At 67.1% G+C, this 22,632-nt stretch carries 18 protein-coding genes; 15 read left to right on the forward strand and 3 right to left on the reverse strand.

What is annotated here, in order from left to right; all coding sequences use genetic code 11:
• The coding region (locus HCC78_RS25890) for an IS3 family transposase (protein ID WP_172331675.1) at window positions 1-501 on the forward strand (501 nt) is incomplete at its 5' end.
• 1,300 nt (window positions 502-1,801) lie between these two features.
• On the opposite strand, the gene HCC78_RS35005 is transcribed toward HCC78_RS25890, so the two are convergent.
• Entirely contained in the window at window positions 1,802-1,912 is a 111-nt protein-coding gene (locus HCC78_RS35005; protein WP_371743933.1) for a transposase, read from the reverse strand.
• 2,217 nt (window positions 1,913-4,129) lie between these two features.
• Between HCC78_RS35005 and repA the strand changes: the two genes are divergently transcribed.
• From repA to HCC78_RS25925, 6 genes are all read left to right on the forward strand, one after another.
• Window positions 4,130-5,311, forward strand: coding sequence for a plasmid partitioning protein RepA (repA, locus tag HCC78_RS25900; protein WP_371743934.1), 1,182 nt, complete (start codon window positions 4,130-4,132; stop codon window positions 5,309-5,311).
• A 2-nt stretch (window positions 5,312-5,313) separates the two neighbouring features.
• Window positions 5,314-6,282, forward strand: a complete 969-nt coding sequence (gene repB / locus HCC78_RS25905) for a plasmid partitioning protein RepB (RefSeq protein ID WP_253949368.1) — start codon at window positions 5,314-5,316, stop codon at window positions 6,280-6,282.
• 221 nt (window positions 6,283-6,503) lie between these two features.
• Entirely contained in the window at window positions 6,504-7,709 is a 1,206-nt protein-coding gene (repC, locus tag HCC78_RS25910) for a plasmid replication protein RepC (protein ID WP_371743936.1), read from the forward strand.
• Between the two features lie 237 nt (window positions 7,710-7,946).
• Window positions 7,947-8,957: a TAXI family TRAP transporter solute-binding subunit gene (locus tag HCC78_RS25915; RefSeq protein WP_172331679.1), complete on the forward strand. Its 1,011-nt coding sequence runs from the start codon at window positions 7,947-7,949 to the stop codon at window positions 8,955-8,957.
• 103 nt (window positions 8,958-9,060) lie between these two features.
• Window positions 9,061-11,268, forward strand: coding sequence for a TRAP transporter fused permease subunit (locus HCC78_RS25920; RefSeq protein WP_172331680.1), 2,208 nt, complete (start codon window positions 9,061-9,063; stop codon window positions 11,266-11,268).
• 1 nt (window position 11,269) lies between these two features.
• Window positions 11,270-12,505, forward strand: a complete 1,236-nt coding sequence (locus HCC78_RS25925) for an FAD-binding oxidoreductase (protein ID WP_172331681.1) — start codon at window positions 11,270-11,272, stop codon at window positions 12,503-12,505.
• Between the two features lie 3 nt (window positions 12,506-12,508).
• Here HCC78_RS25925 and HCC78_RS25930 read toward each other — a convergent pair whose 3' ends face one another.
• Entirely contained in the window at window positions 12,509-13,894 is a 1,386-nt protein-coding gene (locus HCC78_RS25930; protein WP_172331682.1) for an MmgE/PrpD family protein, read from the reverse strand.
• On the reverse strand, window positions 13,894-14,616 hold the full coding sequence (locus tag HCC78_RS25935; RefSeq protein WP_172331683.1) for a hydratase: 723 nt from the start codon (window positions 14,614-14,616) through the stop codon (window positions 13,894-13,896). Before HCC78_RS25935 ends, HCC78_RS25930 begins: the two co-directional genes overlap by 1 nt.
• Window positions 14,617-14,811: 195 nt before the next feature.
• Between HCC78_RS25935 and HCC78_RS25940 the strand changes: the two genes are divergently transcribed.
• The 8 genes from HCC78_RS25940 to HCC78_RS25975 all read left to right on the forward strand — a co-directional run bounded on the left by HCC78_RS25940 (window position 14,812) and on the right by HCC78_RS25975 (window position 22,614).
• The gene (locus HCC78_RS25940; RefSeq protein WP_172331684.1) at window positions 14,812-15,336 is read left to right on the forward strand and encodes a flavin reductase; all 525 of its coding nucleotides are present in this window, start codon (window positions 14,812-14,814) and stop codon (window positions 15,334-15,336) included.
• Window positions 15,337-15,403: 67 nt separating this feature from the next.
• Entirely contained in the window at window positions 15,404-16,189 is a 786-nt protein-coding gene (locus HCC78_RS25945) for an IclR family transcriptional regulator (protein ID WP_172331685.1), read from the forward strand.
• A gap of 69 nt (window positions 16,190-16,258) precedes the next feature.
• Window positions 16,259-17,689: an FAD-linked oxidase C-terminal domain-containing protein gene (locus tag HCC78_RS25950; RefSeq protein WP_172331686.1), complete on the forward strand. Its 1,431-nt coding sequence runs from the start codon at window positions 16,259-16,261 to the stop codon at window positions 17,687-17,689.
• Between the two features lie 5 nt (window positions 17,690-17,694).
• A complete protein-coding gene (locus HCC78_RS25955; RefSeq protein WP_172331696.1) occupies window positions 17,695-18,762 on the forward strand; it encodes an FAD-binding protein in 1,068 nt (355 codons plus the stop codon).
• A 3-nt stretch (window positions 18,763-18,765) separates the two neighbouring features.
• Complete coding sequence (gene glcF / locus HCC78_RS25960) at window positions 18,766-20,052, forward strand: glycolate oxidase subunit GlcF (protein WP_172331687.1); 1,287 nt, start codon at window positions 18,766-18,768, stop codon at window positions 20,050-20,052.
• A 65-nt stretch (window positions 20,053-20,117) separates the two neighbouring features.
• Window positions 20,118-21,086, forward strand: coding sequence for a substrate-binding domain-containing protein (locus HCC78_RS25965; protein WP_172331688.1), 969 nt, complete (start codon window positions 20,118-20,120; stop codon window positions 21,084-21,086).
• 305 nt (window positions 21,087-21,391) lie between these two features.
• A complete protein-coding gene (locus HCC78_RS25970) occupies window positions 21,392-21,907 on the forward strand; it encodes a DUF2478 domain-containing protein (RefSeq protein ID WP_172331689.1) in 516 nt (171 codons plus the stop codon).
• 17 nt (window positions 21,908-21,924) lie between these two features.
• A complete protein-coding gene (locus tag HCC78_RS25975) occupies window positions 21,925-22,614 on the forward strand; it encodes a response regulator transcription factor (protein ID WP_371743935.1) in 690 nt (229 codons plus the stop codon).
• The last annotated feature ends 18 nt before the right edge of the window (window positions 22,615-22,632 follow it).

The following is a 22,632-nucleotide window of genomic DNA, read 5'->3' on the forward strand; positions in this document are numbered from 1 at the left end:
CGCCCGAACCACGTCTGGTCTTATGACTTCGTCCAGGACAGGACAGCGGATGGGCGCGCCTACCGCATGCTCAACATCATCGACGAATGCACCCGAGAGGTTCTCATGATCCGAGCAAAGCGCAAGCTCAACTCCGTCGACGTCGTCGATGCATTGACCGATCTGTTCATCCTGCGCGGCCCGCCGGCGTACATCAGGTCGGACAACGGCCCTGAGTTCATCGCCATCAAGGTCCGAGAGTGGATCGAAGCTGTCGGGGCCAAGACGGCTTACATCGAGCCTGGATCGCCTTGGGAGAACGGCTACGTCGAAAGCTTCAACGCAAGGCTCCGCGACGAGTTGCTCGACGGCGAGATTTTCTATTCGTCGAGAGAGGCGCAGATCCTGATCGAAAGATGGCGCCGCCACTACAACACCGTGCGACCACACAGCGCTCTGGGCTATCGGCCACCAGCGCCCGGGACCACCATCCCGATGGAACACAGGCCAATCATGCACTAACTTTCAAACCGGACCACCCGAGAGGGGCATACCACCGCGACCGCCTGCTGACCACGGACATGCCGCGCACGGCGATGGCCGCCATCCCGGCGCATCGCGAGGCCGCCCCGCTGCTGCCGGACTGCCATTTCCCGGCCGGCGGAACGCTGGCGAAGGCCCGGGCGCCGATGAAGAGCATGCGGCCGAAGGAGGACGGCGATCCTCCGGCACGCGGCGCCGCCCCGCCGGACCGGTCCGGAGCCCGGCCCGATGCCCCGCCCCGCCAGCCGCAGCCGACATGCTGGCGTGGATTTCAGGGGCGGGAAGCGTCCCAACGCGACGCATGCCCCGGCCCCCGGTCCGCAGGCGCGGCTCTGCCGGAAGCCGCCCGGCACCGGCGCGATGCCGGGCTTCCTCGGGCACGCGCTGATGGACATGAGGCATGTTCCGCCGCAGGTCCGGGGAACGCGCCGGTTGCGCAGCGGGCTTGCCGTCCAGGGCGACCTGGGCCGGGGCGGTGGCCGTGCCGAACGCAGGGCGGCGCTCGGCATGATGCACCGCCGCTCGCCCGGCCCGGCGGCGGACGCTCGGCATGGGGGTGCCGGCGAAGGCGGCGCCCCGATGGGCAGCTCCGGGCGCCGCCGGGTCCGTGGCCGGTCGCAGGCCGGCCTGCATCGCGCTCCATGCCGCGCAGAAAGAGCGGTTCCCGGCCACCGGCGGACGGACCGCGCGGCACAAGGGCCGCGCGCTGTCGCGGCAGTCGACCATCTCAAGGCGGTGGCCGCCGCGCATCGGTTCCGGGAGTCCAAGAAAGCCCGAAAGATCGCGCCACCCCACCAAACACGGCGAACACCATCCAGTCACGGGTCCTGAGCGGGCGAGAAACTTGGCCCAGAACACTTCTGCCTTCTAAGGGTCTAACTCGAGGCCGATGATCTCGCGCCGCCCCTAGATGTTGGCAGCGACCGCGATTATGGCTGCGATCGCCACGTAAGGGCCGCCCTCGCCGATCTACAGATGAGGGGCGTCAAGAAGGAGAGGGCTACTCTCGCTCAGTCGGCGATTGCATGCGCTGGTCTGTCGGCAACGTGTCTGCGACAAGTTCAGGTACGCTCACGCGCTCGTCAAGGCTCATCTTTTGCGCAGCTTCGGGACAGTGCACTTCAAGATGTCGCTCGGGCCCATCGTCTGCAATAGCTAGTTGACGCGCCGGGTGGAGGCGCCTTGATCTACGCCTCCCGGATCAAGGCGACCAGGGTCTGCTCGGGCTCTTCCCGGGCTTCGAGGAGCGAGTGGCCGGTGCCGCAGGCAGCGATCGACCCTAGGGCGGAACAGGGAAATAACTACCCTGCCGCAGCTTGGGCACGCTCAGATTCAGCGTCCCGAGACGAATGTCGAAAGCGCGGTTGCAGTAGCCATTGCCCCGTGTCATGCGATGGCCGCTGCGCTCATGCTGTCCGGGGCCGATCAGACCCTCGACATCACTCGCGCTGTGACCGGTTCCCCGGTCCGATCATTTGACGCTAGAATTCCATCATCAGATGCAGCAACGCGTCGGCGATGCTGCACAGGAAATTTCCCCGATCGCGCTTAGCGGCCCGGACAGCTCCATGTTCGTTTGGTCTTTAGGGCACCCCGTCGTCCGTCGTTGAAGTCGCCGACCTTCACCTCGACCATATACCTGGGTGACCACCCGGGATCACATCATTGGTGGCGTCACATTGTTGCAAGGTCCCCGACACTATCACAGCCGCAATGCAGCGGTGGCGGGCTAGTGACGAGCTGCGGCCCACTTTAGACTTTGATCTTTGCATTATGTTAAAACCGAAGCGAAGCACTACCGGCCCGAGAACTCGGCTGGTATGCGGGTCCGCGAGGGGATGACAGATGGGCGGCATGCGGAAGTCATGGTATCGAAAATCCCACGCAAGGCGGTTGACCATTGCGCATGAGGGACGTGTTCAATCCACGGCATCTGACGCCACGACAAGTATGTCCGCGCTCGCAGGTCCGCATCGGCCATTCGGCGCCAGAAAGCCAAATGGCCGATGCGGGATCCGGCTGAACCGGCAGCTGATGAAGCCGATGGAAACGCAATTCCGAGGAAGCCGCAAGAGTTGCCGACGGTTGCGGCTCCGGCTCGTGCACCGCTGGAAAGGCGAACCGGCGCAACCAGAGGCATCACGTTGGCACAAGCGAGACCACGGCTCTTTGTCATGATAGCGCTGCACTCGAAGTTTTGGGCAGTCTCGAACCAGGGGGGCCACCCGGCCTGACACAAGTTCCCACATCGCTGTGATCGCGCCACCAAGCTGGCGCGATTCCCCCAATGGTCCTAGGAGATGATCAAGTAAATTTCGTGTTGATGGCGAGAGTGGAGTGAACTCCCATTGCCGATCTGCGGGAATGCCTTCGCAATCATGCAAAGACCCGCTGTAAGCCATTCGCCTTTCAGCTCGGACAGATCCGAACCGATCAGGCGCAGAATGGAAGATTCGTGGTGAAAGATCTCGACGACGTCCTTCGGAGCTTCATCACTTTGGCCCAGCATTCTGAGCGGTTGGTGGAATGTAGCCAGGTACAATGTTGGCGCAGAATCGACATGAAGGCCAACGCGTCGTGTGTGCTGATGTCCACGAGGTTCGCAAGCTCCGGCCATCTTGATCTCGACTGCTCGCCCTCTGACAGATGGTGGAAAATGCAACGTTCTCGCCCGCACCGGTGGGACTCAGGCTGGTCGAGCGCCACGTGAATTGTGGCGGAATGACAGTCTTTTGCCCGCTCGACACGTCTGCCAAGGCGTTGAGTATGGCACCCTCGTTGCAGAGCTTGGACACGGGGCATTGGAAGATGCGCCGATGGCCCGTTGGCTTGCACCATCTTACCGAGGCAGCGGGTAGACAGGTCCCCGATCCAGTCGTTTTGGATGATAGCCACCAGAATATGGTACGGCGTCTTTCTGGCCTCGAAGAAGCGGGCGGAATTTCTGTCCTGGCGGAGCTTCAAATCCGCAGGTTCAGCGAGCCAAGATAGGCATCGGTTGCACGGTTGCGGGAGACGGGACGGCCGCCGTGCATGCCCATCTGTGGCCGTCGCAGGTCACGCCTTCGATCTATATTCTTCGCTGCGCAAGTCCCCTCGTGCTTTCGGCTGGACACGCGAATTCCATCATCCGCTGCGGAATCGCCGCTGATCTGCACGCCAAGCCTTCATGTTCATGCCTGGCCGAGAACTCGGACATGGCCATGCGGTCCATTGGAGTTCCCGTTGGTCTTTCCTGACGATCGAGGGGCCCTGGTCCTCCGGCAGATGAAAGCCCAATGATACAATTCTCTCCACGCAGCGCAGTCCCCTCCGAGTTAACAGCTGTTTCTCGGCAGATGCGACAAACGGCATCGAAACAATTCGTTCTGGCTTGCCTGAGAGCTCCCCAAGCCTGAAAGCTCATACAGCGCACAGGCAAGCCACTCGGGCCGCGCAGACCAACTTCAGTTAACAGCTGTTAACGCGCCGGATCGAATCGCAAGCCGGATTCCTGCCCGGAAGCAAAAAAGCAAGCGATAGTTTGCACTTGACTTGGGCACGTGAATCGCGGCCATAGTCCATCAGGTTGCGCAAATAAGCGCCAATGAGCAGAGAAACGCAAACCATGATCGAGACTGCACCCATTCAGGCGGGGACACAGTCAGAGCTTACCCGCGAGATGGCCTCTCGTCTACAGACTGCGTTGACCACGCATCTGATGCAGGCCTATGCGCCGGACTACAGCAAGCAGCTCCGTGCCTTCTCGGCAACCGAGGCTGCGGACCTGCTCGGCGTGACCGGGCAGTTCCTGCGAAAGTGCCATAGCGAAGGCAGCATACCGGAGCCGGCGGAGAACCGAAGCGGTCGCCGCTTCTACTCTGCCGAAGAGATCCGAGAGGCGCGGCTCATCCTCGAGGCCGGATCGCGCAAGCCCGGGAAGTACGTGCCCGGCCGCCGCGAGGGCGACAAGCTGCAGGTCCTGCAGCTGATGAACTTCAAGGGCGGATCGGCCAAGTCGACCAGTTCCATCCATCTCTGCCACTACCTCGCGCTCCAGGGCTACCGGGTGCTGGCGATCGATCTCGATCCTCAGGGCAGCCTGTCGGGCTTCTGCGGGATCCAGACCGAGCTGGAATTCGACGGCGTCTCCATCTACGACGCGATCCGCTACGAGGACCCGGTCCCGATGGCGGACTGCATCGTCGAGACCTATTTCCCGGGCCTGCATCTGGCCCCCGCGCGGCTGATCCTCAGCGAGTTCGAGACCGAGACCGCGATCAGCGCCGGGCGCGGCGTGTCCTTCTTCGACCGGCTGACCAACGCCATCTCCACCGTCGAGCAGAATTACGACATCGTCGTGATTGACAGCCCCCCTGCCCTCGGCTTCCTGACGCTGACCGGGCTCTATGCAGCCACGGCCGTGATCGTGCCGATGACGCCCAGCATGCTCGACCTGGCCTCGACGCAGCAATTCATCGAGATGACCTCGGCCTATCTGGAAGTATTCGAAAGCACCGGCGTCAATCTCAGCCATGACTTCTTCTCCTTCCTGATTACCCGCGACGATCCCTCGGACATCCCGAGCCAGCAGATCGTCAGCCTGATGCGGGCGCTGTTCCAGGACCGGGTCGTGCATGCGACCGGCCTGCGCAGCACGGCGATCGGAGATGCCTCGATGCTGAAGATGACGATCTACGAGGTCGCGCGGTCGGACATGACGCGCACCACCTATGACAGGGCCAGGACCAGCATGGACGCGGTGGGCGCGGAAATTGCCGGCATGATCCAGAACGCTTGGGGACGCTGACCATGGCGATGGGAAAGAACAAGACGGGCATCATGGCGGCGATCACAGCCGCTGCCGAGGCGAAGCCTGCCGCCGGCAGGGCGCATCATTCCCTGCCCAAGGGAACGATCGGATCGGTCAGGGCAGGGCTCGGCGGCATCCAGGACATCGATACCAACCTGATCCTGGCCTGGGGGCCGAAGGACCGGATGGATGTCGAGTTGACAGGTGTTAACTCCGACGAGGCACAGGATTCCATCGCCGAACTGGCTGAGAGCATCCGCGATTCCGGCCAGCAGGTTCCGGTGCTGCTGCGCCCCTCGACCACCGAGGACGGCCATTTCGAGGTGGTCTACGGCCGACGCCGCATCCTCGCCTGCAAGCAGGCGGGGCTGCCGGTCAAGGCATTGATCCGCACGATGGATGACAGCCAGGCGCTGATGGCGAAGGGTCTGGAGAATGCCGGGCGCGCGGAGCTCAGCTTCTACGAACGTGCCCGCTTCGCCCTTTCGATCGGCGGACAGGGCTACGAGCGGGCCGAGATCATGCAGGCGCTGGCGATCTCGAAGAACACGCTCTCGCAACTCGAACGGATCACCCGGCTCGTGCCCGCAGAGGTGGGCGACGCGATCGGTCCGGCGCCCGGATCAGGCCGCCCGAAATGGATGAGCCTGGCGCAGGTGTTCGAGCGCGGCGTCATCGACGGGAAGTCTGCCATCGGCATTCTCGGGCGCTTTCCGGCCGATGCCACATCCGACGAACGGCTGGACGGGCTCCTCAGGGAAATCAGCCGCCGCGGCGCCCGCAGCAGCGAGGCAGCCGAGACAACCCCCGTTCCGGGCGTCACCATCCGCAGCGCGCGCAGCAGCATCACCATGTCCGTGAAGCGGGCAGGGGTGAACAGGGCCTTTTCGGATTGGCTGGACGGCAATCTGGAAGAGCTCATCAGGGAGTCCTACGAGAGGTTCCGTTCAGAGAACCCCGAGGCGTGAACCCGAGTTGACAGCTGTTAACTCGACCATTGAGGCAGAGACAGAAAGGAGCATGTAGGCAAAAGAAAACCCTCAGAACCGAAGTCCCGAGGGCTGTAAGCTGATCGCGTCCGGCAAGACGTGACCAAGTTTGACATTCAATCAGTAGCAGTCCCCAAATCTTCGAACAACGAAAAACGTCTTCGGGCGAACGGTTTTCTGCTGTCTGCTGAAAGATCATGATGCATTTCAGGCACGCCCCGGACGGGGCAGGGCCTCCGCATGCCGCGGAGGCCGCGGAGAGCTATTCGCCGCTGCCAGCCCGAACAGGCTGGCGGCGCCAGGATGGATCGCTGCTGCACGCGGAGCTGCTGGGCAGAGAGGGCGAGCGGGTTTCAGTTGCGAAATCGGAGGCCATGGTCGCACTGAAGCGGGCCGCGGCACTGATCGGGCTCAAGCCCGCGCAAGTCCTGCTGATGGACACGCTCGCCGCATTCTCGCAGGCCCAGGACTGGGACAGCGGGCAACGCCCAGTCGTCTGGCCCTCGAACGCGCTGCTGACCGACCGCACCGGACTGTCGCTGAGCGCGCTCCGGCGGCACCTGCGCAAACTCTGCGATGCGGGTGTCCTCTGCTTCCGCGACAGTCCCAACGGCAAGCGCTGGGGCCGCCGCGGCACCGATGGCCTGATCACCGAGGCCTACGGTTTCGACCTGTCGCCTCTTGCCGCTAGGGCACAAGAGTTGCGCACGCTCCACGAGCGCCACGAAACGGAACGCCTGGCTGCCGCAAGCCTGCGCCGCCAGATCGCTGCACTGATCCGGACCATCCGAGAGAGGCGCCTCCTGCTTCCCTCGGGTGCCGCAGAGGCGATGCAGCTGGACACCGCCCTGGCCCGGCCACATCCCCGGATTGCACTCTCCCTACTGTCCCGCCGCGCCGCCGAACTTCATGGCATCCTCGCCGAACTGGATGCCATTCTGGCACCCGAGAGTCCCGAAAATGGGACCCACATAGAAGATACAAACAAAAACCAAGAGTCAGACTCTACGCAGACACTGCAACCGGACCATCCCGGCGAGGACAGCGTCGTGGAAAAACCAGTGACGCATTCCGTCCAACCGGAACAATTGCTGCAAGCACTCCCCAATTTCGCCCAATGGGCGGGATCTGCGTCCTCACACGTTACATGGGCCTTCCTTGCAAGCGTCGGACAAGACATCTCGAAGATGGCCGGCATCTCCGGACGGCAATGGGAGAGACTGCGACAACGGCTCGGAGAGGAACGCTCTGTCCAGGCGCTGGCCCTTGTGGTCGAAAAATCCGCGCGCGGCCTGATACGATGCCCGTCTGCCTATCTGGAAGGAATGGCCAGGAAGGCTGCACTCGGACAACTGGACCTCGACCGTTCGATACGCGGACAGATGCGCCTTGCGCACGCCCCCTGACCAAGACATGCCTGACACGCGGACCGACACTCATTCTTGCACATACGATGCAACCTTTGCCCGGAATTCGGGCAAGGCGCAGGAAATTGCGGCAATAGTCACGGATACTGCACGATATTCTCAAAGCGAAACAAATATTCTTGAAGAGCAACCGGGCGTCGCCTTCTCTGCGCCAAGAAGATCCCGCCGTCCGAGCGGGACAGGGACCCATAACCGACAGACAGGGACGACACAGAGATGAGCTTCTTCGCACGTTTCGCTGGCGTGACCGCCGCAGCGCTTCTGGTCGCCGGCACCGCTGCCGCGCAATCGCCGACCTTCTTCCGCATCGGCACCGGCTCGGCCGGCGGCACCTATTTTCCGATCGGCGGTATGATCGCAAACGCGATCTCGGCACCGCCCGGCTCGCGCCCCTGCGACGAGGGCGGCCAGTGCGGCGTGCCCGGCCTGATTGCCATCGCGCAGTCGACCACCGCCTCGGTCTACAACTGCCAGGCCGTCGAGTCCGGCGAACTGGAGGCCGGCATGGCCTCGACCGACGTCGTCCGCGCCATGTACATGGGCGAGGGCAAGTTCGAAGGCAAGCCGCACCCCAAGCTGCGCATCGTCGCCAAGCTCTACCCGGAAGACCTGCACCTGGTGCTGCCGAAGGGCTCGGACATCAAGACCATGGCCGATCTCGAGGGCAAGCGCGTCGGCATCGCGGAGGCGGGCTCGGGCACGCAGGTCGCCGTGCTGCACATGCTGGAGCAGTGGGGCATCACCCGCGACAACATCGAGGAAGCCGAGCTGAACAACTCTCAGTCGGCCGAGCGCCTGGCCGACGGCCAGCTCGACGCTTATTTCTACGTGGCCGGCTGGCCGGTCGCCGCCATGGTGCAGCTCGCCTCCACCAAGGGCATGGACCTCGTCAGCTTCTCCGACGGGGACATGGACAAGATCGCCGAGGTGGAGCCCGCCTACATGCCCTCGCTGATCCCGGCCGGGGCCTATGAAGGCGTCGACTACGACGTCAACACCCCGGCGGTGACCGCGCTTCTGGTCGTCTCCGAGGACCTCGACGAGGAACTGGTCTACGGCATCACCAAGGCGCTGTGGAACGACAACAGCCGAAAGCTGTTCGATTCCGGCCATGCCAAGGGCAAGCAGATCACGCTGGAGACCGCGATTTCCGGCCTCGACGGCCTGGGCGTGCCGATGCATCCGGGTGCCGAGAAGTTCTACAAGGAAGCCGGCATGATGGAGTGAGGCCCGATCGGTCCACTTCGCGGGCGGCCCGTCGGGGCCGCCCTTTCGCGTCCTAACGATGACCTGGCCGCGCTCCGGCGCGGCGACATGCGGGAGCCTGCCCATGACCCCCAGCTCCGAACCCGGCGAGCTGAGCGCCGAGGACCTCCGAGAGATCGAGCGCAAATATGACGAGGGCGCCGCCACCCGCTCCGTCGGCCCCGGCATGGCGCTGGCGCTGCGCGGCGTGGCCCTGGCCTTCGCACTCTACCACTACATCACCGCGGGTTTCGGCATGCCCTCGGACCGCTGGCACATGGGCTGGCACCTGTCGGGCCTCTTCGTCCTGATCTACGCCTTCTACCCGGCGATGCGCAGCAGCGGCGCCTACGCGCTGAAGACCGGGCGCTGGCGGATCGGCAACGTGCCGGTGCCCGATCTGGCGATGATGGCCTTCGGCGTCATCTGCTCGCTCTATATCGGCTTCGCCTGGCACGGGCTGCCGCTCCTCGGCGTCGAGGAGCAGACCTTCCGGATGGGCAATCCGGACATCTGGGACATGATCTTCGGCTGCATCCTGATCGTGCTGGTGCTCGACATCGCGCGGCGCACGCTGGGCTGGATCCTGCCCGCGATCATCTGCGTCTTCATGGCCTATGCGCTGTTCGGGCCCTACTTCCCGGGTATCCTGCAGCATCCCGGCGTCAAGTTCCGCACCTTCGTCAGCTCGATGTACTTCCCCTCCGAGGGCATCTTCGGCGTGACGCTCTGGGTGACCTCGACCATCGTCTTCCACTTCGTGCTGTTCGGCGTGATCGCGCAGCGCACCGGGCTGGGCAAGCTCTTCATCGACAACGCGACGATCCTCGCGGGCAAGTACCGCGGCGGCCCCGCCAAGGTCTCGGTCGTGTCCTCCGCCTTCTTCGGCACGATCTCGGGCAGCTCGGTGGCGAACACCGTCTCCACCGGCGCGCTGACCATCCCCAACATGAAGAAGCTGGGCTATCCCGGCCATTTCGCGGGGGGCGTCGAGGCCGCAGCCTCGGCAGGCGGGCAGATCACCCCGCCGATCATGGGCGCGGCCGCCTTCATCATGGCCGAATTCCTGGAGCTGCCCTACACGACCATCGTCATCGCCGCGATCTTCCCGGCGCTGCTGCACTATGTCGGCGTCTTCACCGTCGTCCACCTGATGGCGCGGCGGCTGGGGCTGAAGGGCATGGCGGCCGACATGCTGCCGAAGCTGCGCGAGGTCTGGGCAGAGGGCTGGGCGAACCTCATTCCGCTCGTCGGCATGCTCGCCATCCTCTTTGCCGGCTACACCCCCTACATGTCGGCCTTCTGCGGCATCTCGCTGACGCTGATCACCGGCATGGCGCGCTGGCGCGCCCCGGCAACCCTGGCGCTGCCCGCGGCCTTCATCGCCTTCGTCCTGTGGAAATACGCGGGCGACGGCTTCGACGCGGTGAATTCCCTGCTGCTGATCGCGGGCGCGGTGCTCGGCGTCTTCAACCCGCAGACCCGGATCAGCGTCCCGGACATGGCCGAGACGATGGAGACCGGGGTGAAATACGCGCTCGCGGTCGGCGCGGCCTCGGCCGCCGTCGGCATCGTGGTCGGCGTGATCAACACCACCGGCATCGGCTTCCGGCTGGGCTTCATGGTGACCTCGGGCGCGGCCTCGCTGGCTTCCGACCTGCACGGGCTGATGACTTTCGGCGCTTTCGAGCTTTTCTCGGTCCAGGATCTGACGCTGTTCCTGTCGCTGATCCTGATCGCGCTGGCCTGCATCCTGATGGGGGCGGGCGTGCCGACCACGGCGCTCTACATCATGCTGGTCTCGGTGGCGCAGCCCGCGCTGGCGCAGCTCGGCGTGCCGCCGATCGCCAGCCACCTCTTCGTGCTCTATTACGGGGTGGTGGCCGAAATCACGCCGCCGGTCTGCACCTCGGCCTATGCCGCCGCCGCCATCGCGAACTCGAACCCGTTCCGCACCGGCGTCTCGGCCTTCACGCTGGGCCTCGGCAAGATCGTGGCGCCGATGGCCTTCGTCTATGCGCCGGTGCTTCTGATCGTGGGGCAGGGTGGCTTCCAGTTCTTCCCCTTCCTCTACTCCTCGGTCTCGGCCATCGCAGGCGTCTTCGCGCTGTCGGGCGCCGTGGTGGGCCATCTGGCCGGGCCGGTGGCGATCTGGGGACGGGTGCTGCTGGCGCTGTCCGGACTTGTCTTCATCGCGCCCTCGCTGACCGCCGACCTGATCGCGGTGCTGATCGCCGCGCCGGTCATTTTCAGCCAGATCGCGTCGCATCGCGCAGCCCCTGCGGAGGCCTGAGATGGGCGAGACGGTCATCATCGGCGCCGGCGTGGTCGGCATCTGCACGGCGCTCTCGCTAATCGAGCGGGGGCGCAAGGTCCGGCTGATCGACCGCGACGCGCCGGGCCAGGCCACGTCCTACGGCAATGCCGGGGTGGTCTCGCCCTTCTCCATCGCCCCGCATTCCTCGCCCGGCCTCTGGAAAGCATTGCCGGGGATGCTGTCCGATCCGCGGAAACCCCTGCGCGTCCGGCCGGAATTCTGGCCGCGCATGGCGCCCTGGGGGCTGCGGTTCCTCGCCAACGGCACCGAGGTGAAGTTCCGGAAAAGCGCCGCGGCCATGCGCGCCCTCTGCGCGCCCTCGATCGAACTCTACCGCCGCCATCTGGAGGCCGCGGGCCAGGGCGGGCTGATCGCTGACAGCTACTACATCCACGCCTTCCGCAACCCCGACAAGGCGAGCCTCGATGCGCTCGGCTTCAAGGTCCGCGCCGAGCATGGCGCGGAGCTGGAATTGGTCGGCCCGCAGGGGCTGCAGGCGGTGGAACCGGCCGTGTCGAAGGATTTCAAGGCGGCGATCCTGATCAAGGGGCAGGGCAGGGCGCTCTCGCCGGGGCGCATCGGCACTGTGCTGGCAGAGCGCGTTGCGGCGCTCGGCGGCATCGTGGAGCGGGCCGAGGTCAAAGGTCTTGCCCGCGAGGGCGAGACCTGGACCGTCACCACCTCCGCGGGCGTGCATGAGGCGGAGAGCGTCGTCATGGCGGCGGGTGCCTGGTCGCGCGCGCTCCTGGCGCCGCTGGGTCTCCGCCTGCCGCTCATGGCCGAGCGCGGCTACCATATCGAGATCTCCGATCCGGGCGTGACGCTGAACAACTCCTTCACCGATGTCGAGGCCACCGTGGTGGCCAGCTCCATGGAGGGCGGCATGCGCGTCGCGGGCACGGCGGAGTTCGGCGATATCGATGCCGCGCCGGACCCGGAGCGCGAGGCGATCTTCCGCAAGCTCGCCCGCGGCATCTGCCCGGACGTGGGCGACAGTCCGGCGAAGGTCTGGATGGGCCGCCGCCCGACCCTGCCCGACAGCCTGCCCGCGCTCGGCGGCTTCCCCGGCCGGCCGGGGCTCTACGCCGCCTTCGGCCATTCGCACCACGGGCTGATGATGGCGCCGAAGACCGGCGAGGTGGTCGCCGAGCTGGTCACCGGCGGCGATCCGGGGATCGACATGGCGCCCTACGCGCCGCTGCGCTTCGGCTGAGCTTCAGCCGAAGCCGGCGAAAAGCGGCGCACAGGCGGCGGCCACGTCCTCTGCCTGCGCCAGACCTTCGAGCGTCACCAGAACGCCCTCCGGCAGGCCCGCCGCCGCGAGCAGCCCGGAGGCCTTGGCCAGCACCGCCGCCCCGCTCACCGGCCGTAGCGCGCCGCCCTTCGGCGCCGGGATGTGATGCGACAGCCACCGTCCGTCCGCGGTCAATAGCTCCGCCGTCGCCGAGGGCCGCCGTCCCCGTCCGGTCATGGCGGCATCGGCTTCAGGATCGGTTTCCAGCACGACCTTGCGCGCGGTCGCCCTGAGCTGCGGATCGGCAAGCGCTTCCGCGTCCATCCAGCGGGGGCCGACAGGCAGGCCGTGGGCGAGGCAGGCGATCAGGTGGGGCAGGGCGAATTGCGCGTCGATCGCGTTCACCGGATCGCAGACCCCCATCTTGGCCGCGACATCGGCGAAGGAGCGGATCGTCAGCGCCCTGATCTCCTCCGGCGCGATACCGGCCAGCACCGTCTCCGCCGCTTCCAGTGCGGGCGCGATCCAGCGGCAGGCCGGATAGGTCTTGAAGGCGCCCTGGCCGGAAAGCCAGCGCTCGCCCAGCCCGCCGGTCAGCAGGCCGGCATCGAACCGGTCCGACCCTGCCATGCGCCAGAATCCCTGCGGGCCGTCCAGAACGCCCGCGGCGCCGGTGAATCCCGCAAGCGACAGCTCCACTGCCTGCACCCCGGCCTGTGCGGCAGGGGCGACGAAATCCTTGAAGCTGGCAATCGGCCGTGCCGTCCAGTTGTACTTGTGCAGGCTCGGCACCGGCACCAGCGTTGCGGCCAGCCCGATGGCATTCTCCATCGCCGCCGCGTCGAGTCCGCAGAGCCGCCCATAGGCCATAGCCGCGCCGATCGCCTGGTGCTGGCCGATTCCGTAGACCTCGCGGAACCGCTCGGGCGTGGGCTGCAGCGACAGGATCAGGCGGTTGTTCACCTCGGTCGCGGCGATCAGCGCGTCGAGGAACTCGGGACCCGGCACGGGCCTCTTCGCCGCGGCCGCCAGCGCGGCGGCAACCATGGTGGCCCCGGGATGGCCCATGCCCTTGCCCTCGTGCTCGAACCCGTCGTCGAAATCGAGCGCATTGGCGGCCAGCGCATTGGCGAAGGCCGCCATCATCGGGCTGGTGGCGCCGCCGCCGATCAGCCCGGCCGGGCCGCTGCCGCCCATGGCAACCGCATGGCGACGGGCCGCGCGCGAGATTTCCAGCCCCGCGCCGCCCGCTGCGCAGGCCAGCGTGTCGAGCAGGTGCAGCGCCAGGTGGTCCCGGATCTCCTTTGGCGCGGCGATCCCGCCTGCGGCAAAGCAGGCGAGGGGCCGGGTCGGTGCGGCGCCGTCCATCAAAGCAGGCTGACGGCGACCTCGCCGAGCCCGTCGATCCGCGCGCGCACGTCATTCCCGCCGGGGAAATAGGGCAGGCCGGTCAGCGAGCCGGTGATCACGATCTGCCCCGGCTGCAGCCCGCCGCAATGGGTGCCGATGAAATTCGCCAGCGCCGACAGCGTTGTCAGCGCCGAACCGAAGGGCACTTCGGTCTCGCCGTCGAGCACCGCAGTGTCGCCGACCGTCAGCATGCCCGAGAGCTTGCCGAAATCGCTGCCGTCCCAGTTCTCCAGCGGCGTGCCTAGGACCAGCCCGTAATTCACCTGCTGATCCGCAAGCTTCGCCAGCGGATCGGCGGCCAGCGGCCCGTCCAGCCGCGTGTCCACCAGTTCGATCACCGGCAGGGGGCGGACATGCTTCGCAAGGTCTGCAGGCGCGGCGCCCAAGGGGAGGGGCGAGAGGATCTCGAAGCCGACCTCCAGTTCGATCCCCATCTTGTCCGCGACCTTCACCGCGGCTCCCGAGGCCAGCACGCGGTCCGCCCGCACTGGCGCCATGATCGGGTCGGCGCCCGGTTTCAGCCCGGTCTTGAACCCGCCCACCGCGCCGAAATGGCGGCTGACCTCCTCCTGCACGGCATAGGCCTCGGCGGCAGAGGCCGGGGCGGCGGAAGGCGCGGCGCGCGTGCCGGTGTCGTGTGCGGCGATCAGGGCGGCGGCAAGGGGGGAAAGGTCGGACATGGAAACTCCGGTCTGACGGGAACAGGGGTGCCCCCGGTCTAGCGGCAAGGCGGGCGTAGAAGAAGGTCGAAGCCCCGGGTGCGGCACTTGCGCAAGGCCGCCACTGCTTTTTTGCCCTTTTCCGGGCGTCCCCCCTGCGCTTTCCGGTGCCGGGAGGCTAAGTTGGGCAGAACAGGATTGCCGGGAAGGACGAAGATGACGGAGACAGCAGGACAGCCCGGAGGACCGGGCGCGCTGGAGCTGGTGACGCGAGAGGCGTTCCGCGACGGGATGGCCTGCCTTGCGGGCGCGGTGAACATCGTGACCACCGACGGGCCGGGCGGCCGCGCGGGCTTCACCGCCACGGCGGTCTGCTCGGTCACCGACGATCCGCCGACCCTGCTCGTGTGCCTCAACCGCAAGAGCTCGGCCATGGCGGCCTTCACTGCGAACCAGGCGGTCTGCGTCAACACCGTCGGCCCGCGCCACCGCGACCTCGCCATGACCTTCGGCGGCAAGGCCCCGATGGAAGAGCGCTTCGCCGAGACCGGCTGGCACAGCGGAAAAAGCGGGGCGCCGGTGCTGGACGATGCGGTCGTCTCCTTCGACTGCCGGGTCAGCTACCGCCATCTGTGCGGCACGCATGAGGTGATCTTCTGCGAGGTGGTGGACGTGGTTGCCGACCCGACCGCGCCGGGTTCCGCCTATTTCGGCCGGAAGTTCCACGACCTGCCGGTCTGAGGCTGGACAGGGACGCAGCCGTTCCCCAGATTGCGGAAGGGAGTTTCGCGATGCGGGAGGATTGGCGATGGATGGCAAGGGCGGCGGCGTCCAGTCGGTGACGCGCGCGCTGGGGCTGCTGCGGCTGCTGGCGCGCTCGGACGAGGGCCACCGGGTCAGCGACCTGGCGCGCGAGGCGGGGCTTGCCGTTTCGACCGCGCACCGGCTGCTGACCACGCTGGAATCCGAGGGCTTCGCGCAGTTCGATGCCGAGGAGTCGCTCTGGCATGTCGGGCGCGAGGCCTACGCCGTGGGTGCAGCCTATGCGCAGCGGCGGAATTTCGTCGCGCCCGCGATGCCTTACCTGCGGCGGTTGCGCGACGAGACCCGCGAGACGGCAAACCTGGGAATTCTCGATGTCGACCACCTGGTGACGCTGAGCCAGGTGGAAAGCCGCGAGATCGTCCGCGCGATCTCGCCGCCGGGCGGTCGCGTCCCGGCCTTCTGCTCCGGCATGGGCAAGGCGATCCTCGCGACCTGGCCCGACGACCAGATCGCCGATTTCGCCGCCCGCACCGGCTTCCATCCGCTGACCTCGCGGTCGCATCGCGGCCTCGGCACGGCAATGGAGGACATCGCGCGGATCCGGAGCCAGGGCTTTGCCGTCGATGACGAGGAACACGCGCCGGGGCTGCGCTGCATCGCGGCCGTGGTCTGGTCGGAAACCGGCGAGGCGGCCTGCGCCATTTCCATCTCGGCGCTTTCGGCGCGCCTTTCCCCCGAGAAATTCGCTTTCGTGGGCAACAAGGTGGCGCGGGCGGCAGCTGACCTGACTGCGCGGCTCGGGGGCCATGCACCGCTTTCCATATCGTGAAAAGGCCAGCCGCGATGGTGGCTGGACAGGGGACCTTCGTGACAGACATCATGCGTCAGGGAGGACATCATGGAACTGCCACGCCCGAATCCCATGGTTCTGGAGCGCCGCGCGGAAATTGTCGCGCGGCTGAAGGAGGCTCTGCCCGCGGACACGGTGATCGACGATCCGCGCGGGCTCGTTGCCTATGAATGCGATGCGCTGACCGCCTATCGCTGCCCGCCGCTTGCGGTCGTGCTGCCGCGCTCCACCGACGAGGTCGCCGCGGCGCTGCGGATCTGCCACGCGATGGACGTGCCGGTGGTGCCGCGCGGGGCAGGGACTTCGCTGGCCGGGGGCTCGCTGCCCACGGCGGATGCAGTGGTGATCGGCGTCGCGCGGCTGACCGAGGTGCTGGAGACGGACTATGCCGACCGCATCATCCGGCTGCAGACCGGCCGCACGAACCTGAGCGTGACCGGCGCAGTGGAGGCCGACGGCTTCTTCTACGCGCCTGACCCGTCCTCGCAGCTGGCCTGCGCGATCTCCGGCAATATCGGCATGAACTCTGGCGGCGCGCACTGCCTGAAATACGGCGTGACGACCAACAACCTTCTGGGCGTCACCATGGTGCTGATGGACGGCACGGTGGTGGAGATCGGCGGCGCGTACATGGATGCGGGCGATCTGGACCTGCTGTCGGTGATCTGCGGCTCCGAAGGCCAGCTCGGCATCGTCACCGAGGCGACCCTGCGCATCCTGCCCAAGCCCGAGGGCGCGCGGCCCGTGCTGATGGGCTTCGATTCCTCGCGCGTGGCCGGGGCCTGCGTTTCCGACATCATCGAGGCGGGCGTTCTGCCCGTCGCCATAGAGTTCATGGACCGCCCCTGCATCCGCGCCTGCGAGGCCTTCGCCCATGCCGGCTATCCGGATGTCGAGGCGCTGCTGATCATCGAGGTGGAGGGGTCTCCCGCGGAGATCGACCACCAGCTGCGGCTGATCCGCGAGATCGCGGAACGGCACGCACCGGAGGTGATCCGCGAAAGCACCTCGGCCGAGGAAAGCGCCGCGATCTGGCTAGGGCGCAAATCCGCCTTCGGCGCGATGGGGCAGATCAACGACTACATGTGCCTCGACGGCACCATTCCGGTCACCGAGCTGCCGCTGGTGCTGGAGCGAATCGGCGAGCTTTCCGCGCAATACGGGCTGGGCGTCGCCAACGTGTTCCATGCGGGCGACGGCAACATGCATCCGCTGATCCTGTTCGACGCCAACAAGCCCGGCGACCTGGAGCTCTGCGAGCAGATGGGCGCCGACATCCTGCGGCTCTGCGTCGAGGTCGGCGGCTGCCTGACCGGCGAGCATGGCGTCGGCGTCGAGAAGCGCGACCTGATGACCGTGCAGTTCTCGCGCGAGGATCTGGAGGCGCAGCTGAAGGTGAAGGACGTGTTCGACCCGAAATGGCTGCTGAACGCGGCCAAGGTCTTTCCGCTCGCGGTGACGGAGGGACGCCGGCCATGACCGTCATCACCCCTGCTTCCGAGGCCGAACTGGCGGACGCCGTCCGGTCTGCGAACGCGCCCTTCGCAATCCGGGGCGGCGGCACGCGCAGCCCCGCCGCCACGCGTCCGGTGCTGTCGACGGCGGCACTCTCGGGAGTCGTGCTCTACGAGCCCGGCGCGCTGACGCTGGTGGTCAAGGCCGGAACGCCGCTGGCCGAGGTCGAGGCGGTGCTGGCGGAGAAGAGCCAGCGCCTCGCCTTCGAGCCGATGGATCACCGCCCGGTGCTGGGCACCTCCGGCGAACCGACGATCGGCGGGGCGCTGGCAGTCAACGCCTCCGGCCCCCGCCGCGTGCAGGCGGGGGCGGCGCGCGATTTCCTTCTGGGCGCGGTCTTCGTCGATGGCGAAGGAACGCGGGTCCGCAATGGCGGGCGGGTGATGAAGAACGTCACCGGCTACGACCTTGCCCGGCTGCAGGCCGGGGCGCGGGGCACGCTCGGGGTCCTGACGGAACTCAGCTTCAAGGTGCTGCCGGTCCCCGAACGCGTGGCGACGCTGGCGCTGGCCTGCGATGACCCGTCCCGCGCAGTGGCGGAGATGGCCCGCGCGCTCGGCTCGCCCTACGAGGTCACCGGCGCCGCCTGGGACGCGGCGCGGATGCTGCTAAGGATCGAGGGCTTCGCGGAGTCCGTTTCCTACCGCGCGGGGGAGCTGGCCCGGCTGATCCCCGGCCTTGTGCCGGTGGACGAGGATCCCTGGCCCGCGTTGCGCGACGGCGCCGCGCTGGCGGAAACGCAGCGCGACATCTGGCGGATCAGCCTGCGGGCCAGCCATGGCGCGATCCTTGCCGAACGCCTCTGCGGGGCAGGGGCCAAGGTGACGCTCGATTGGGGCGGCGCGCTCCTCTGGGCCGCCGTTGCGCCCGGCACCGACCTGCGGGCGCAGATGGCGGATTTGGGCGGCCATGCCACGCGGCTGCGCGGCGAGGGAAACATCCCGGCGCTGCATCCCGACCCGGCTCCGGTGGCCGCGCTGGCGGCCGGGCTCAGGCAGAAATTCGACCCGCGCGGGCTGTTCGCCCCGGAAGGCTGAGACATGAAGACGAACTTCACCGACGCGCAGCTTGCCGATCCAGGCATTGCCCGCGCCAACGAGATCCTGCGCGCCTGCGTGCATTGCGGCTTCTGCACGGCGACCTGCCCGAGCTACCAGGTGCTGGGCGACGAGCTGGATTCCCCGCGCGGCCGCATCTACCTGATCAAGGACATGCTCGAATCCGGCCGCCCGGCCGACGCGGAGACCGTGCGCCATGTCGACCGCTGCCTCGGCTGCCTGGCCTGCATGACGACCTGTCCCTCGGGCGTGCATTACATGCATCTCGTCGACCATGCCCGCGCCCATATCGAGAGGACCTGGGACCGGCCCTGGCAGGAGAGGATCCTGCGCGGTGCGCTGGCGCGGATCCTGCCCTATCCCGGGCGGTTCCGCTGGGCGATGCTGGGCGCCAAGATCGCCCGCCCGTTCCGCAGGCTGGTGCCGGATGCGCGGGCGCGCGCGATGCTCGACATGGCCAAGGCGCCGATCGCCGCGCCCTCGCGGCTGGACGAGCCGCAGGTGCACAAGGCGCAGGGCAGCCGACGCGGCCGGGTCGTGCTGATGACCGGCTGCGCGCAGAAGGCGCTCGATGCGGATATCAACGCGGCCACCATCCGGCTGCTGACCCGGCTAGGCATCGAGGTGGCGATCCCGAAGGGCGAGGGCTGCTGCGGTGCGCTGGTCCACCACATGGGCCGCGAGGAAGAGGCCAAGCGCTTCGCCGCCCACAACATCTGCGCCTGGATGGCCGAGATCGAGGGGCTCGATGCGATCGTGATCAACACTTCGGGCTGCGGCACGACGGTCAAGGACTATGGCCATATCTTCCGCAACGATCCGCTGGCCGAAGCCGCGGCGGAGATCAGCGCCAAGGCGAAGGACATCACGGAATTCCTCGCCACGCTCGACCTGCCCGCGCCGGAGCGGAGCGGCATGCGCGTCGCCTACCATGCGGCCTGTTCGCTGCAGCACGGCCAGAAGGTGACCGCCGCGCCGCAGACGCTGCTGCAGGCGGCAGGCTACGAGGTGGCGACGCCGTCCGATCCGCATCTGTGCTGCGGCTCCGCCGGAACCTACAACCTGATGCAGCCCGAAATCGCCGGCGAACTCGGCCGCCGCAAGGCCGCCTCGCTGGAGGCGGTGAAGCCCGAGGCGATCGCGGCCGGGAATATCGGCTGCATGGCGCAGATCGGCGAGCGGACGGGCGTGCCGGTGGTGCACACGGTGGAACTGCTCGACTGGGCCTGGGGAGGACCACGTCCGGCCAAGCTCGGAAATTCCGGGTGAACCGGGACATGTTCAGCTTCCGGTAACCTCCGCGGTCCTAGCGTGCCGGGGCAGGAGGAGTCCAAATGCCGTTCCAGCGCCTAGCAGCCGCCCTGATCTGGATTGCGACCCTCGCTTCGGCCGGTCCAATGGCTGCAGCGGACATCTTCGTGATCGGCGGCAAGCCGGATGATCCCTTCTGGTCGATCGTCCGGCGCGGGGTCGAGGACGCGCAGCTCGTCGTCGATGCGCAGCTGGGCTCCGTGACCTGGCTGGGACTGGAAGATTACGACCGTCTCGGCGCGGATGCCGCAGCGCTGATACGCGAGGCGATCTCGCGCCATGCCGACGGGATCGTCGCGCCGGACTGGGATCCCGGCAGCATGGATCCGGCCTTCGAGGAGGCCGCCGCCGCCGGAATCCCGTTGGTCATCTACAATGCCGGGGGCATTGCCGCGGCCAAGCGGCTGGGGGCGCTGACCTATGTCGGCAGCGACAATTTCGCCAGCGGCCGCGAGGCGGGGCTATATTTCGGTGAACAGGGGTTCGTCGAGGTGGTCTGCGTCAACACGCTGCCCGGGCTCGCCAACATCGCCGACATGTGCGGCGGGCTGGAGGCCGGGCTTGCCGATGCAGGCGGCCGCGGCATGACCCTGGTTCTGCCCGAGGGCAGTTTCGGCGTCCAGGACGTCGTCTCGGACGCAATCAAGGCGCATTTGCTGGAAAACCCCGGCGTCAGCGGGATTCTCGCCATCGGCAACCAGGATGTCGTCGCGGCGCGCGATGCCGTTGCCCGTGCCGGGAAGGCGGGCCGGGTGAAGGTCGGGGGAATCAATCTCGACGAAACCACGATGGACAACATCCGCTCGGGAACGCAGCTGTTCGCGATCGACCAGCAGGGCTATCTTCAGGGCTTCTTCGCGGTGACCATCCTGAACGCGCACGTGAATTTCGGCCTGACCGTGCCGCGGCGCGAGATCCTCACCGGACCCGGCATGGTCGATCTGGGAAATATCGACATCGTTCAGCGCGGAATCAGGCGTGGCGCGCGCTGAGGAGCGTTTCTTTCGGCTGGAAGGAAAAGTTGCGGCGACCCCAGGGAGGAGGAGGGGGCCGCCGCAGATTTTCCGCAGCTCAGGGAGGAGGAGGAGCTGCCGGAAACTCGGTGATACATAATGTACCGATGCGTACAATCTAGCGAAGCCGAACCGCGGGCGCAACGTCTTGTATGGAAGATCTGCCCTGACCTGAGTGCATGGCGGGAAAGCGGCGCGGCACCGACGATCGTCGGTTGCACGAAGGCTGGCGATGCGGCCGCGGGCGATCTATCCTTGTGCGTCGGCAATACGGAGAGGCGGCGATGCGGATCGGATATGTGACGGCAGGCGGCAGGGGGGACGGCGACCGGCTGCTCTCGGGGCTGGCAGTACAGCTCAAGGCGCGTGGCGTGCGTCTGGCGGGCGTGGTGCAGCAGAATACCGAGCGGGAGGATGACTGCGGCTGCGACATGGATGTCCGCGTCCTGCCCGACGGCCCGCTCCTGCGGATTTCCCAGTCGCTGGGCGCGGGCTCCTCGGGCTGCCGCCTCGATGCCGGGGCGCTGGAAGAGGCGGTCGGGCTGGTCTCGGCTTCGCTGGCGGACCGTGCGGAGCTGCTGATGGTCAACAAGTTCGGCAAGCACGAGGCCGATGGCCGCGGCTTCCGCGGCCTGATCGGCGAGGCTGTCGCCGGCGGCATGCCGGTGATCGTCGGCGTCGGGGCAAGCAACATGGCTGCCTTCCTCGACTTCGCGGGCGATTTCGCCGAGCCGGTGCCGCCGGAATCCGAGGCGATGGAGGCCTGGGCGCTCGGCGTCCTGTCCGAGACCGCGGCCTGAAGGCCGGGAAAAATCCCGTGACGCAGGACAGTGCCGTGCACCCCCGGGTGCTGGTCGTCGACGACGATCCGGACATCGCCTCGGTGCTGGCCCGCGGGCTGCGCCTGAAAGGCTTCGAGGTCGCGACCGAACCGCGTGCCGCGTCCGCGGCCGACCGCCTCCGGCGCGAGCCTTTCGATGCGGCAGTGATCGACGTGATGATCGGCAGCGAGAGCGGGCTCGACCTCGTGGCCGCGCTCAGGGCCGAAGGGCACCGCCTGCCGATGCTGATGCTCAGCGCGCTGACGGAGATTGCCGACCGCACCGCCGGGCTTCGGGCCGGAGCGGATGACTACGTGGTCAAGCCGCTGGACCTCGACGAGCTGGCCGCGCGGCTCCATGTCCAGATCAGCCGTGCCGCCGAGACCCGCCCGGCCGGGCCGGAGCTCGATGATGCGACCCGGCAGCTGCGCAAGGGGGCGGCCGGTCTGGACCTGACAGAGCGGGAATTCGCGGTGCTGCGGCTGCTCTGGGAGCACCGCGGCGGGCCGCTGCCGCGCGGCGAGATCTTCGACCGGCTCTGGACCGGCGACGCGCCCGGCGCCGAGAACGTGGTCGACGTCTATATCGGCTATCTCAGGAAGAAGCTGGCCGCGCGGCCCGAATTCGGGCTGGAGATCGTCACCATCCGCAGCCGCGGGTTCCAGCTGCGCGAAACCGTCTCTTAGAATCCTCTTAGAACTTGC

Origin of the sequence: Mangrovicoccus sp. HB161399, from assembly GCF_013184745.1 — a bacterium.
In the GTDB taxonomy this organism is placed as follows: Bacteria; Pseudomonadota; Alphaproteobacteria; order Rhodobacterales; family Rhodobacteraceae; genus Mangrovicoccus.